10 protein-coding genes are annotated in these 13,417 nt (G+C 65.9%); 5 read left to right on the top strand and 5 right to left on the bottom strand.

Going from position 1 to position 13,417, the window contains the following annotated elements:
- The first annotated feature begins 136 nt into the window (after positions 1-136).
- From OHQ90_RS35860 to OHQ90_RS35850, 3 genes are all read left to right on the top strand, one after another.
- A complete protein-coding gene (locus OHQ90_RS35860) occupies positions 137-964 on the top strand; it encodes an AMP-binding protein (RefSeq protein ID WP_328405250.1) in 828 nt (275 codons plus the stop codon).
- A 405-nt stretch (positions 965-1,369) separates the two neighbouring features.
- Positions 1,370-2,347 (top strand): alpha/beta hydrolase, encoded by a 978-nt coding sequence (locus OHQ90_RS35855; RefSeq protein ID WP_328405248.1) that lies wholly within the window; start codon positions 1,370-1,372, stop codon positions 2,345-2,347.
- Positions 2,348-2,421: 74 nt separating this feature from the next.
- On the top strand, positions 2,422-2,757 hold the full coding sequence (locus OHQ90_RS35850) for a TfoX/Sxy family protein (protein WP_328405246.1): 336 nt from the start codon (positions 2,422-2,424) through the stop codon (positions 2,755-2,757).
- A gap of 9 nt (positions 2,758-2,766) precedes the next feature.
- Here the strand turns inward: OHQ90_RS35850 and OHQ90_RS35845 are convergent, their stop codons facing one another.
- The gene (locus OHQ90_RS35845; RefSeq protein ID WP_328405244.1) at positions 2,767-4,470 is read right to left on the bottom strand and encodes a metallophosphoesterase family protein; all 1,704 of its coding nucleotides are present in this window, start codon (positions 4,468-4,470) and stop codon (positions 2,767-2,769) included.
- Between the two features lie 206 nt (positions 4,471-4,676).
- Here OHQ90_RS35845 and OHQ90_RS35840 point away from each other — a divergent pair, with 206 nt between their 5' ends.
- Both OHQ90_RS35840 and OHQ90_RS35835 read left to right on the top strand, forming a co-directional pair.
- Positions 4,677-5,123, top strand: a complete 447-nt coding sequence (locus OHQ90_RS35840) for a cupin domain-containing protein (RefSeq protein ID WP_328405242.1) — start codon at positions 4,677-4,679, stop codon at positions 5,121-5,123.
- 118 nt (positions 5,124-5,241) lie between these two features.
- A complete protein-coding gene (locus OHQ90_RS35835) occupies positions 5,242-5,691 on the top strand; it encodes a VOC family protein (protein ID WP_328405240.1) in 450 nt (149 codons plus the stop codon).
- A 97-nt stretch (positions 5,692-5,788) separates the two neighbouring features.
- On the opposite strand, the gene narI is transcribed toward OHQ90_RS35835, so the two are convergent.
- From narI to OHQ90_RS35815, 4 genes are read right to left on the bottom strand one after another with little or no spacing between them, the layout of a single operon-like run.
- A complete protein-coding gene (gene narI / locus OHQ90_RS35830; protein WP_328405238.1) occupies positions 5,789-6,529 on the bottom strand; it encodes a respiratory nitrate reductase subunit gamma in 741 nt (246 codons plus the stop codon).
- Positions 6,526-7,206: a nitrate reductase molybdenum cofactor assembly chaperone gene (gene narJ / locus OHQ90_RS35825; RefSeq protein WP_328405236.1), complete on the bottom strand. Its 681-nt coding sequence runs from the start codon at positions 7,204-7,206 to the stop codon at positions 6,526-6,528. Before narJ ends, narI begins: the two co-directional genes overlap by 4 nt.
- Positions 7,203-8,897 (bottom strand): nitrate reductase subunit beta, encoded by a 1,695-nt coding sequence (narH, locus tag OHQ90_RS35820; protein ID WP_328405234.1) that lies wholly within the window; start codon positions 8,895-8,897, stop codon positions 7,203-7,205. The genes narJ and narH overlap by 4 nt, the downstream gene beginning before the upstream one ends.
- A 1-nt stretch (position 8,898) precedes the next feature.
- Positions 8,899-12,654 carry a nitrate reductase subunit alpha gene (locus OHQ90_RS35815; RefSeq protein ID WP_442941253.1) on the bottom strand — a complete coding sequence of 1,252 codons (3,756 nt, stop codon included), beginning with the start codon at positions 12,652-12,654 and terminating at the stop codon, positions 8,899-8,901.
- Positions 12,655-13,417: the final 763 nt, after the last annotated feature.

Here is a 13,417-nt window from a genome sequence, read left to right as displayed (position 1 = left end):
CGTCCGACGGTTCCGGCGTAGCCCCATCCAGCGCGACATCCGGACGGCGTGGAATACCAGCGCCTCCCTGGCGGATGCCGTAGGTTTGCCCGGACATTCTTCAGCAGCATACTTTCCGAAATAGCGGGGAGGCGTTGTGACGGGAGTCGGCGATGACACCGTGCCGGAGGCGCGGCGAAGCGGCGTGCGCGCCGACCTCGCGCACACCGGGTTGGTATCGGAGTTGCTGCGGGCGGGGACCGTTTCCGGCGCGGTCGCCGGACGTGCTGGCGAGCGCAGCATGACCTGCCGGGAGTTGGACGAGGCATCCTCGCGCTGGGCGCGGGAACTGATGGCAGAGGGTGCGGGGCCCGGGGAGTTCGTCGTGGTCGCGGTGCCGCGCTCCCCGGAATCCGTGCTGGCACTGTGGGCCGTGGCCAAGACAGGTGCCTGCTTCGTGCCGGTCGACCCGACCGAGCCTGCCTGCCGCATCGCCGCGGTGATCGCGGATTCCGGGGCACGCCAAGGACTCACGATCGACGCGGTAAGGCCGAGCCTGCCCTGTTCCGGTGAGTTCACACATCGCGACGGCGTTGACTTCGCTGCCGGTGACGCGGCCCGATATGGCTCGGGCGATGCACCACGGCGCCGTGCTGATGATGCGGCACAGTGTGAAGCCGCCGTGGCACGTTATGACGGAGCAGACCACAGCGGTCGGCACCGCATCGATTGGCTGTCGCTCGACGATCCCCGCGCGGTCGGGCGGGCCGCAAGGCGGGCGAACTCCCCAGTGGGCAATGCTGATCGGGCGCGTGCGCTCCGGCCGTGTCATCCCGCCTGTCTGATCTACACCTCTGGCACCACTGGAACGCCGAAAGGTGTTGTCGTCACACATCGCGACCTCGGAACGCTGACCGACTACATCATCGATCACTATGGCGTGCACCAGGAGTCCGCTGTCTTCCCGATATCGGGGTTCACCTGATGGTGTGTGGCGGTTTCGGACCCCGTCCATGGTCCATCCAGAGTGTCGGCCGGGAGTGGAGCGGGAGGGCAAGCACCATGATCGGTCCGATCCTGCGCCCGGCACCTCGAGCGTGTCGGCGAACCTGCCGGCGCCATCAGCAGCGGACCGTGACAGCACCCGATTCTGCTTCGACGAGATGATGAACACCGACTTCCCGTTCCTCGTCGCCGGAAGTGGCTGTATACCTACCTGTCGCACGTCGCCCCCGATCTGCCGCGCAAGCCGCGCTGGCTGATTGCTGAGTGGATGCTGCACGCGGAACCAGTCCCCGCCTGCAGCGCCGACATGCGGGTGCATTCGACAGGAGAACACGCGCGCCGAATGTCCGAGCCTCCAGTGTTCCGATGCGCAAGAATCCAAGACATGTACCGGCTGCTGCGATGCCTGGTTTCCCTCCTTGCTCTTTCGGCTGCGATAGCCCCAGCTACGGTGGCTGCTGCCGACCCGGACAACTCCAGCATCCTCGATGTGCGCCCGCTCGGTGGACGGCAACTCGAGGTGGTGGTCCACTCGGCGGCGATGGATCGTCCGATCACGCTGTGGATGTCGCATCCGGGTCCTGGCGCGCCTGCTCTGTATTTGCTCAATGCCGTGGACGGTGGCGAAGAGGGCGGCCCGTGGACGCGCCGCACCGATGTCGCGGACTTCTTCGCGGACAAGAACGTCAACGTGATCCTCCCGATGAGCGGGCGGGCCAGCTACTACACCGACTGGCTGCGCGACGATCCCGCGCTCGGCCGCAATCAGTGGACCACCTTCCTGACCAGGGAGCTGCCCCCGCTGCTCGAGTCGCGCTTCGGGATGACCGGGCGCAATGCCGTTGCGGGACTGTCGATGTCCGCGACGTCCGCACTGAACCTCGCGATCGGCGCACCCGGCTTCTATCAGGCCGTCGGCGCCTACAGCGGCTGTCCGCGCACCAGTGACCCGGCGGCGAATGCCTATGTCCACGCCTCGCTCGCACCGTTCGGCGCGGATGCCGACAACATGTGGGGCGCACCCGACAACCCGGCGTGGGCCGAGCACGACCCGATGGTGCAGACCGAGCGCCTGCGCGGCGTCGCCCTCTACGTTTCGTCCGGCGACGGCGCACCCGGCGCGCACGAGAACCTCGGTGACTCCGGCATCGACGGCAATCCGGCGCGGCTGCTGGACCGCACGCTCGTCGGTGGGGTCATGGAAACCATCATCGGCGGCTGCACCCGCCCCTTCGTCGACCGCCTCGCCGCACTCGGCATCCCCGCTATCGTGAATTTGCGCCGCGGCACGCACGCCTGGGCCTACTGGCAGGACGACCTGCACGAGTCCTGGCCGATGTTCGCCGCAGCTATCGGCGCATAACCGCAGGCGAGCGGGGTCGCCGCGCCGGAAGCGATGCAGCGAACATGTCGGTGCCCGGGGCGACAATGTGGCCCATGGCATACGACGTGGAACTGGCCGATCGGATCCGGGAGCTCATCGAACCCGGACCCGATCTGACCGAAAAGAAGATGTTCGGCGGTCTGGCATTCCTGATCGGCGGCAATATGGCAGTGGCGGCGAGCCGGCAGGGCGGCCTGCTGGCCAGGGTTGATCCCGAGCGATCCGACGAACTGCTCGCCAACGACTTCGTCGAGACGATGGTGATGGGCGGCCGGTCGATGCGCGGCTGGCTGCGGGTCGCCGACGAAGCGCTGGCGAGCGACGAGGCGCTGCACGAGTGGGTGGAACGCAGTGTCGACTACGCCCGCTCGTTGCCAGCGAAGAAGTGATGCGTCGAGCTACGGCCTGGCCAGCCGCCGGAAGGTGACCCGGTCGAACTCGCGACCGTATTCGTCCACGGCGACCACCTCCATTTCGCTGGCGAAGACGCCGGGCCGGACGTCGACGCGCAGGAACGAGTAGTTGCGGAAGCGGACCCGCGACCACGGAGCCGATTCGTCCTGCTTGTCGCCGCCGGGCGTCCACACGTAGCTGTTGGGCACGGTGGTATCCGGCAATTCGTTGCCGCGGAACGATTCTCGGGAGCCGGGCTGGAAATCGTAGCGGGGCCGTCCACCACCGCCGACGGTGTAGTAGACGGTGCCGTCGGTCTCCGGATAGACAAGGGAGTTGTCGCCCGCGACCTTTGTCGCCGCGCCTGCGCGAATCGGGTCGGTCCGTTCGTAGACATGGTTGTGGCCCTGCAGCACCAGATCCACCTGATACCGGTCGAACAGCCCGGTCCAGGCGTCGCGGACGCCGCCGTCGCTGGCGTGCGCTTCGGTGGTCGAGTAGGCACAGTGGTGGAAGAAGCAGACGATGAAGTCGATCTCCGGGTTCGCGCGGTAGCCCGCGAGGGTGCGTTCGACCCAGCTCGTCTGCGCCCCACCGGAATACCCGGTGTTCGCTCGAATCTCATAGGAAACGTCGTTGGCGTCGAGCGAGAGCACGGCGACATTGCCGTAGGTGAACGAGTACGCCGACGGGCACCCGGCCGGTCCGTTGCCGGGGAAATCCAGGCGCGCAAGATGTCCGGCGTAGCCGTGGTTTCCGTAGGTCGCTTCCATGTCGTGGTTGCCGGTGGCGAACAGCCACGGCGTCCGAGCGGCGCTGAGCTCGATGGCGCCGAAGTAGACATCCCACACATATGGATTGAACTTGTCGAACCCGCTCGGTAGTTGTGCGCCGTGGGCTACGAACTGATTCTGTTTGCCGGCGCCCGAGGGATCCGCGTAGGCGATGTCTCCGGCGAGGATATGGAAATCGGGTGCGGCGGCGGCGATTTGGCGCAGCACATTGGACGCGTGCGGCGCTGTCGGGTCGTTGTCCGGCTTGTAGTACTTGTCGTCGTAATCGCCCGCAGTAACACCGAGTGGCTGTCCCGGAGTCTCGTCGGTGCCCTGGTCGCCCATCATGGTGAAGCGGAACGGCACGATCGCGGCGCGCGCGGTGGGCATCGCGGGGGCCGCGGCCTGGATGTCGCCGAGGAACCCCTCCGAGGTCCGCCACCGGTAGAAGTGCGGCAGTCGCCCCGGCAGCCCGTCCACCGGCGCGTGCACATAGAACTGTTCCGCAGCGAGCACCCCGCCGTCGCTCGAGGGCACCTGGGTGAGCAGATTGCGGACCTCCGCCTCGACAGTCCCGCCGAGCGCAGGCGTCGGCCCGTGGTCCAGAAAGACCTTCGCGCCCGCGGGCGAACGGGACAGTTGGCCGGAAAACCGGAGTTGACTCGCCGCATCTGCCCCGTATCCGATGTGCCGCCCGCCGACCGCGAGCTGTGCCCCTTCGGCATAGGCCCGTTTACCGAACGGGGAGGGGCCGACCGCCGCGACCGCTGCGGCGGCGGCCGCACCGCGCAGGACATTGCGCCGGGAAACCGCGTGGCGGCGTAGGAACGCCCGATGCCACTCGTACTGCTCGGCCATCGTCATATGGGCGGCCGAGCCGGCTGGTATTCCGGTGTCCGGAACATCACCCGCGGGGTTCAAGGAATTCGACGGCATGGCATCCGATGTTGTACGTCTGTGGCGCGTCCAGCAACTCGACACCAGTAAGCCGTACGCGAATAGTGGGTGAACTCGCACACCGTGAGCTAGCCGGTTACGACATATCGGACAATCGGTGCAAATTGGCCGAATGTTTCAGTGGCCGAGGAACTCTCGGCGGTCGGCCCTTTCCCAGGGCGGGTGCGGATGATTAGGCTGCCTCGATGACGCCATTCATACGTGCGGGCATTGCGGTGCTGATGCTGGGCGGTTCATCCTTGGGCGCGGCCACCGCGCACGCCACTCCGGGGTCGGACATCACGGCGGTCACCTTGGCTCAAACCCAGATACCGGCCGGGCTGCTGCCTTTCGTCACCGGAACAGACCTCGTCGTCCGCGAAATCACCATCGGCCCAGGCGGTTCCACCGGGTGGCATTACCATGACGGCCCGGTCTTCGCCTTCGTTCGCTCCGGCACTTTGACCCACCCCGGCCCGGATTGTGTCGCGCCCGTGTACCGCATGGGCGAGTTCATCTACGAACCTGCCGGCTCATGGAATGTCCATATCGGGCGGAACCTGGGCACCGAACCGCTTGTCCTCGATGTGGTCTATGCCCCACCCACCGGCAAACCTCTCTTCCAGGACGCGGACGCCCCGCCCTGCGCCTGACTCGCACCGAGTGCCCGCGGAAAGAATCTCGAGAAATCTCCCCGACATACGTCGAAGCGCGGCAGGCGGCTCCGACCGAAGGGTGACAGCAAGTCAGCCATCGAGTAAGGAGCCCACCATGACCGTCACCACCTTCTTCTGGTTCGACAGCCAGGCCGAGGAAGCCGCCACCCGTTACACCGAAATCGTGCCGAACTCCCACGTCGTCGAGGTGACCCGCCACCCGGACGGTTCGGCTTTCATCGTCGCCATCGAACTCGACGGCCAGTCCTACACCCTGATGAACGGCGGTCCGGGGCACCCGCTCACCGACGCCGCGTCGGTGCAGCTCATCGTCGACACCCAGGCCGAGGTCGATCGTCTGTGGGACGCGTTGGTCGAGGGCGGCGAGCCGGGGCCGTGCGGTTGGCTCACCGATCGCTACGGCCTGTCCTGGCAGGTGGCCCCCTCCGCGCTCGCCAAGATGATGGGCGCCGACCCCGCCAAGACCACAGCCGTCGCCACCGCACTGCGCAGCATGTCCAAGATCGACCTGCAGATACTTCAGGACGCCTACGACCAGGCCTGAGCCCGGATAGGGCCTGTCCAGGACAGGGACAGCCCCGCCCCTCCGAGGTGGAAGGACGGGGCTATCGGGCATCGGGTGAGAGGACCCGAACTCGGGGTCAGCGCCAGTGTTCCGGCGTGACGGGGGCATCCCAGGCGCGGGCATAGCGGCGCTTGTCGGGGGCATTGGATTCTTTACTGCGGTAGACGATGTAGGGACGGGTGAGGTAGCCGAAGGGGGCGCTGAACATGTGGACCAGGCGGGTGTAGGGCCAGATCCCGATTAGTGTCAGCACGACCAGGCCATGGACTTGGAAGGTCCACGGGGTGTCGACCATCAGCTCGGGCCGAGGGTGGAGCGTGAAAAGGCTACGGAACCAGGGGGAGACGGTTTCGCGGTAGTTGTAGGTGCCCCACAGCAGGTTGCTGCCCCAGGTGTTGAGCAGGCCGGTGACGAGAGCTGCGGCCAGCAGCACGTACATGAGCTGGTCGTTGCGGGTGGTTGCCTTGCGGACGGCGGGCACGGTGACGCGGCGGTAGAGCAGGATACCGACGCCGAGTAGCACCGCGAGTCCGGCGACAGATCCCGCCGATACCGCGACCACGTGGTAGGTGTGCTCGGAGATGCCGACGGCCGCGGTCCAGGACTCCGGTATCAGCACACCGAGCACATGCCCGCCGATCACGCCGAGCATGCCGAAGTGGAACAGCGGGCTGCCGAGGCGCAGCAGACGACTCTCATAGATCTGCGATGACCTTGTGGTCCAGCCGAATTGGTCGTTTCGATAGCGCCACAGATGCCCGAGCAGGAACGAGGTGAACGCCACATAGGGCAGCGTCATCCAGAAGGTGGTCGTCATCGGCGGCCTCCTGATCCGTCCAACAGCGCGGGGTCCATGGCGAAGGTGTCGAGCCCGACTTCTTCCTCTGGTGGGCCCTGCGCGGCCAGTTCGGCAATGCGCCGCCGGTCCGCGGTGGTCAGCGGCGGCAGGGTGGCCACCACGGCGGCCAGCACCCCGGCATACGGGGACCCGTTGTCGGCCAGCGACAGTCGTAGTAGTTCGATGACCGGCACGTGCTCGCCGAGCAGGCGTTCGCCGCCGATCGGGTCGACGGTCGCCGCGAACTCCAGCAGCACCGGCAGATGGTCGGGCAATTCCTCGTCGCCGAGCTCCACGCCCGCATGCCGGTAGGCGTGCTTGAACCGCAGCAGCGCCATCCCGCGCTTGCGGGTGTCGCCATAGGCGTAGAACGTCAGGTGCATGCTTGACCTGCGGCGCATATCGAAGGTCTCGACGTACTTCTTCGCCAGCTCGAGCTGCGCGACGCTGCGCAGATGGGCGAGGAAGTCCAGCAGGTGCGGGCGCACCTCGACGGGCAATTGTGCTGCGGCGTCGGATATCTGGTCGATCTCGGCCAGCAACTGCTCGCCGGGGTAGTCGAGCAGCAGTGCGGCGATCCGCCACACCAGGTGGCGATCCCGCTCGGGCATCGGGACGACCGGTTCGGGTCGCCGGCGTACCTTCAGCAGACTCATCGCTGTGCTCCGGTCGGCGTGGTGGCCGAAGCATCACGTGCCGCGCCGTTCGTGCCATGGCCGTTGGTGCTGTGGGTGCCGTTGCCATTGGCGGCGTTCGCGGCGGGAAGCAATCCCTCGGTGTTGCGCCCGTCCCAGTTCAGGAGGTTGATGCGATTCGACTTCTCCTCCGGCGCCGCGCCATTGGTGTCGGTGAGATGGAACTTCTCGACCATCGTGTCGAATGCCGTCATACCGGGCCCGCCGTCGGTGTCCAGGCTGCAGCCGGTGGCGAGAGAGTCCAACTCGTGCGCCTGGGTCCCCGCACCGGTCGGAATCACATAGCGGTGTTCGTATTTCGCGATGGCGAGCAGCCGGTACATCGCCTCGATCTCCTCCGGCTCCAGCCGCACCGACGGTGCGATCGAAGGATCCGGTTCCACCCCGAGATTCACCGAGCGCATAAAAGACCGCATCGCCGCGAGCCGCTGGAGCGCGGCGCGCACCGGCCCGACCTCACCGGCGGTGAAAAGCTCGGCGAGGTATTCGATCGGGATGCGCAGTGCGTCGATGGCGCCGAACAGGTTCGAGGCATTCTCGCCGTCGTGACCGGTCTCCGACAGCACATCTACCACCGGCGACAGCGGTGGCACGTACCAAACCATCGGCATGGTCCGGTATTCCGGGTGCAGCGGAAGCGCGATCTGGTAATCGACGATCAGCTTGTACACCGGCGAGTTCTGTGCTGCATCGATCCATTCCGGTGAGATCCCGGCGCGTTCGGCCTCGGCGACCACTCGGGGATCGTGCGGATTGAGGAAAACACCCAGCTGCGAAGGATAGAGATCCTTGGTGTCGGTGACGGACGCGGCCGCGAGCACGGCGTCGGCGTCGTACAACATCACGCCGATGTAGCGCAGCCGCCCGACGCAAGTTTCCGAACACACCGTCGGCATGCCGACTTCCACGCGCGGGTAGCAGAAGGTGCACTTCTCGGCTTTGCCGGTCTTGTGGTTGAAGTAGATCTTCTTGTACGGGCAGCCGGTGACGCACTGTCGCCACCCTCGACACTTGTCCTGATCGACCAGCACAATGCCGTCTTCGGAGCGCTTGTAGATCGCGCCAGAGGGACACGAGGCGACGCACGACGGGTTGAGGCAGTGCTCGCAGATCCGCGGCAGATAGAACATGAAGGTCTGCTCGAACTCCAGCTTCACCTGATCCGACAGCCGCGCGAGCAGTGGATCCTTGCCGACCTGCTCCGGGCCGCCGCCGAGGTCGTCATCCCAGTTCGCGCCCCAGGTGATGTCGGTGTTCTTCCCGGTGATCAGTGATTTCGGCTGGGCAACCGGCGTGGTGTCCATGGCCGGAGCCGACAGCAGGTTGTCGTAGTCGTAGCTCCACGGCTCGTAGTAATCGGTCACCGTCGGCAAGTCCGGATTGGCGAAGATGTTCAGCAGCCGCTTCATCCGGGAGCCGGATTTCAGGGTCAGCTTGCCGCGCCTGCTGAGTTCCCAGCCGCCCTTCCACTTCTCCTGGTCCTGGTACTGCCGTGGATAGCCCTGTCCTGGTCGGGTTTCCACATTGTTGAACCACATGTATTCGGTGCCACCGCGATTGGTCCATGCCTGCTTACAGGTGACGCTGCAGGTGTGGCAGCCGATGCACTTGTCGAGGTTCATCACCATGGCCATCTGTGCCATCACGCGCATATCAGTACTCCACTTCCTGCGAGCGGCGACGGATCGTCGTCACTTCGTCGCGCTGATTTCCGGTGGGGCCGTGGTAGTTCAGCGCGAAGGACTGCTGCGCGTAGCCGCCGATGAGGTGTGAGGGCTTGATCATGATGCGGGTGAGCGCGTTGTGGATGCCGCCGCGCTTGCCGCGCGCATCGTTGACCTCGGAGCTCGTTTCGATGCGTGGCACACCCACCGCCCGGTCCTGGGCGTGATACATGAACACGGTGCCTTCCGGCATCCGATGGCTGACGATCGCGCGGGCGACGACGATACCGTTGCGATTGACCGCTTCGATCCAATCATTGTCGGCCACACCGATTTTCGCGGCGTCCTTCTCCGACATCCAGATCGATTGGCCGCCCCGGGACAGCGTCAGCATGTGCAGGTTGTCCTGGTATGCCGAGTGGATCGACCACTTCGAGTGCGGCGTGAGATACCGGACCGTCACACCGCCCGCGCCGACCTCGCCCACATCCGGCTCGCTGAACAAGGCCGTCATGTCCAAGGGCGGTCGGAAGATCGGGAGTTGCTCACCGAGTTCGACCATCCAGTCGTGGTCGAGATAGAAGTGTTGGCGTCCGGTGAGGGTGTGCCATGGCTTGAGCCGCTCAGTGTTGATGGTGAACGGCGAGTACCGCCGGCCGCCGGTTTCGCTGCCCGACCACTCCGGCGAGGTGATGACCGGGACCGGCCGGGCCTGGGTGTCGGCGAAGGTGATTCGCTTGCCCTCATGCTCGGCGGCCAGATCGGCCAGCTCGGTTCCGGTGCGCCGCTCCAGCGCCTGGAACCCTTCGACCGCGAGCCTGCCGTTGGTGGTGCCGGACAACGCGAGGATCGTCTCAGCGGCGTGCGTGTCCTTCGCCAGCGACGGGCGACCCTGCGCCACACCGGAAACCGCGGTGCCGTTCACACCGGCGAGGTAGGCGACCTCTTCGTCAGGGTGGGTGGTGACGCCCTTGGTCGTGAGACCGAGTGTTTCGACGAGCGGTCCGAGCGCGGCCATTTTCTCCGCGATCTTCGAGTAGTCCCGCTCCACCACCACGATCTTCGGCATGGTCTTGCCCGGAATCGGCTCACACTCACCGGCTTTCCAGTCCAGCACCCGGCCGCCGACCTGCGCGAGCGCATCGGGTGAATCGTGCTGCAGCGGCACCGCGACGATGTCCTTGCGCGTGCCGAGATGCTTTTCGGCCATCCAGGAGAAGCCGCGTGCGATCCGGTGGAAGGCATCGAAATCGGTCTTGGCCTCCCACGGCGGGGAGATAGCGGGGGAGAACGCGTGCACGAAGGGGTGCATGTCGGTCGAGGACAGATCGTGCTTCTCGTACCAGGTCGCGGCGGGCAACACGATATCGGAGAACAGGGTGGTGCTTGTCATCCGGAAGTCGAGGGAGAGTAGGAGATCGAGCTTTCCGGTCGGTGCGTTCTCCCGCCAGACCAGCTCTTGCGGCCGCACGCCGGTGTCGTCGGTGGTTTGCAGGTTGGAGTCCGCGCCGAGCAGATGCCGGTGGAAGTATTCGTTGCCCTTACCCGAGGATCCGAGCAGGTTGGCGCGCCATACGGTCAGGCAGCGCGGGAAGTTCTCCGGCGCATCGGGATCTTCGCAGGCGAAACGCAGCGCGCCCGATTTGAGGCTGTCCACCACGTGGTCGGGGGCGCTCTTGCCCGCCGCGTCGGCCTCGTCGGCAAGGTCGAGCGGATTACGGTCGAAGGTCGGGTAACTCGGCATCCAACCGAGTCGGCTTGCCAGCGCGATATTGTCGGCGGCGGTCCGTCCCGCGAAGGCACCGCTGCCCAACGGGGAGGCGAAGGCCTGTGCGGTGAACGGGTCGTAGCGCCATTGGTCGTTGCTCAGGTACCAGAACACCGTGCCCTGCATCTGCCGTGGCGGGCGCTGCCAGTCCAGGCCGAAAGCCAAAGTCGCCCACCCGGTTACCGGGCGGCACTTCTCCTGACCCACATAATGCGCCCAGCCGCCGCCGTTGACGCCCTGACATCCGGTGAGCAGGGTCAGCGTGAAGAAGGCACGGTAGATCTGATCGGAGTGGAACCAGTGGTTGGTGCCAGCCCCCATCAGGATCATTGAGCGGCCGCCGGATTTGTCGGCGTTGTCGGCGAATTCGCGGGCGATCCGCTCGGCCTGTGCGGCGGGAACGCCGGTGATCGTCTCCTGCCAGGCCGGGGTATAGGGCTGGGAGGCGTCGTCGTAGCCGGTCGGCCACTCACCGGGCAGTCCGTCCCGGCCGACGCCGTACTGCGCCAACAGCAGATCGAAGACGGTGGTGACGCGCCTGCCACCGATCATCGTGGTCGGCACGCCACGCACCAGCACGCCCGGGGTGTCGGAATCGAAGCGCGGCAGCCGCACCGTGACCGACTTCTGGTCCGGTCTGCCGTGCAGCGTCAACAGCGGATCGACACCTTCGAGGTCGAGGTTCCACTTGCCCGCATCGCTGGCGCTGAAGCGGTGGCCCAGAGAACCATTGGGCACCACGGGTTTTCCCGCCTCATCCAGCAGAACCGGCTTGTGCTCCACACCCTCGCCGGTCCGGCCGAGGTCGGCGGCGGTGAGGAACTTGCCGGGTACCGCGCCGTCGTGGTGATAGACGCCGTCGGCGTCCCAGCCCTCCGGGTCGTCCACGCACACCAAGAACGGCAAGTCGGTGTAGCGCTTGATGTAGTCCAGGAACCGCGGCGTGCCGCGATCGACAAAGAACTCCTTCAGGATGACGTGCCCCATCGACATGGCGAGGGCCGCGTCGGTCCCCGGCCGCGCGGGCACCCATTCGTCGGCGAACTTGGTGTTGTCGGCATAGTCGGGGGACACCACAACGACCTTCTGCCCGCGATAGCGGGCTTCGGTCATGTAATGCGCGTCCGGCGTTCGGGTGACCGGCACATTCGAGCCCCACATGATCAGGTAGCCCGCATCGAACCAGTCGGCTGATTCCGGAACATCGGTCTGGTCGCCGAACACCTGCGGCGAGGCCACCGGAAGGTCGGCGTACCAGTCGTAGAACGACAGCATCGAGCCGCCGAGTAGGGAGATGAACCGGGCGCCGACAGCATGGCTGACCATGGACATGGCGGGGATGGGTGAGAAGCCCGCCACGCGGTCCGGACCGTAGCGTTTGATGGTGTGTACGTGCGCGGCAGCGGCGATCTCCGCGGCCTCCCACCACTCGGCCCGCACGAAACCGCCCTTGCCGCGAGCGGACTTGTAGCGCTCGGCCTTGACCGGGTTCTCGACGATATCGGCCCAGGCCAGCACCGGATCTTTACAGCGTTCCTTGGCTTCCCGGTACATCTCCAACAGCACGCCGCGCACATACGGGTAGCGCACTCGCGCCGGGGAGTAGGTGTACCAGGAGAACGAGGCGCCGCGCGGACAGCCGCGTGGCTCGTACTCGGGCTTGTCCGAACCGACCGAGGGATAGTCGGTCTGCTGGGACTCCCAGGCGATCACGCCGTCCTTGACGTAGATCTTCCATGAGCACGACCCGGTGCAGTTGACTCCGTGCGTGGAGCGCACGACCTTGTCGTGTGACCACCGATCTCGGTAGAACTCGTCGGCGCTGCGCCCGCCGACCTGATGCAAGCTGCGTTGATCGGCGGAGGCCTCACCGCGCCGAAAGTATTTGCCCAATCGAAGGAGCGCATCGCCGGCATCGGGCGATGGCCGATCGGCCGAATCGGAGGGCGCGGAGCCCCGAGTGCGTGAATTAACCACGACGCCCCCTTCGAGCTGTGAAATCGGGCTGATGCTCCGACTGTAAGGAGGTCGGGTGGCGCGTCAAAATGGTTCTCTCACAACGCGCGCGTATGCTCGGTGAGCTGTGAGGTCGCGGCAATATGACGGTCACCGTGCGGTAGCGGCGAATCGCTGCTGGCCTGCGTTCGACCAGCGTCGATGCGGTCTGACCGGCTGAAATGCCGCTACCGGCAAGTGTTTCGGGGGCTTGCCGGTGAAGCTTTGGAAACCGCTGGTTATTGTTTGCTTTACATTTGTTAACACGTTCTCGCTGGGTGCCGTGGGTGATTTGTCGTGCCCTGCGGTCCTGCGGATATGACGTGCCGAGCGATTATTGCAAGCGCCGCGCGGTGTCGCTGTGCATTTGCCGACAATTTCGGCGGCCGACATGCCGGCGGATTATCCTTCGTACGTATAGAGGTTCGAGGCTGCGATCGAATCGGCCGCGGGTGGCGGTGCCTGCGTGGCGGTGCGTGCTGTCACCGATCGGCACCGTCGAGATGTCGGAGGATCCGGCCACCGCGCCGGCGGCGGCCGAGTGTGGCCTGGCTTCGATGGGCTGTCTCGAAGCGCGTCGGGATTCGGTCGCCGCGATCACGACAGTCGAACGTCTGGAACACCGCGGCGGCCGGATCGGCACGGCCGTCGCGTGGCGCGGATTTCGTGTCCTGCAACCATTCGGCGATTCCGGCCTGCCGGGTGATCGTAGGTGTCTTGGCTCCGCTGGGCTGCCGATGTGGGC

The sequence above is a fragment of the Nocardia sp. NBC_00403 genome (assembly GCF_036046055.1).
Lineage (GTDB): Bacteria > Actinomycetota > Actinomycetes > Mycobacteriales > Mycobacteriaceae > Nocardia.
This window is presented reverse-complemented; position numbering and strand designations above follow the sequence as displayed.

Excerpts from the sequence above, each read along its gene's own strand:
- OHQ90_RS35840 (WP_328405242.1), top strand. The coding sequence starts at position 4,677 with ATGACGCCATTCATACGTGCGGGCATTGCGGTGCTGATGCTGGGCGGT.
- narJ (WP_328405236.1), bottom strand. The coding sequence starts at position 7,206 with ATGAGTCTGCTGAAGGTACGCCGGCGACCCGAACCGGTCGTCCCGATG.
- OHQ90_RS35850 (WP_328405246.1), top strand. The coding sequence starts at position 2,422 with ATGGCATACGACGTGGAACTGGCCGATCGGATCCGGGAGCTCATCGAA.
- narH (WP_328405234.1), bottom strand. The coding sequence starts at position 8,897 with ATGCGCGTGATGGCACAGATGGCCATGGTGATGAACCTCGACAAGTGC.
- OHQ90_RS35835 (WP_328405240.1), top strand. The coding sequence starts at position 5,242 with ATGACCGTCACCACCTTCTTCTGGTTCGACAGCCAGGCCGAGGAAGCC.
- OHQ90_RS35845 (WP_328405244.1), bottom strand. The coding sequence starts at position 4,470 with ATGCCGTCGAATTCCTTGAACCCCGCGGGTGATGTTCCGGACACCGGA.
- narI (WP_328405238.1), bottom strand. The coding sequence starts at position 6,529 with ATGACGACCACCTTCTGGATGACGCTGCCCTATGTGGCGTTCACCTCG.
- OHQ90_RS35855 (WP_328405248.1), top strand. The coding sequence starts at position 1,370 with ATGTACCGGCTGCTGCGATGCCTGGTTTCCCTCCTTGCTCTTTCGGCT.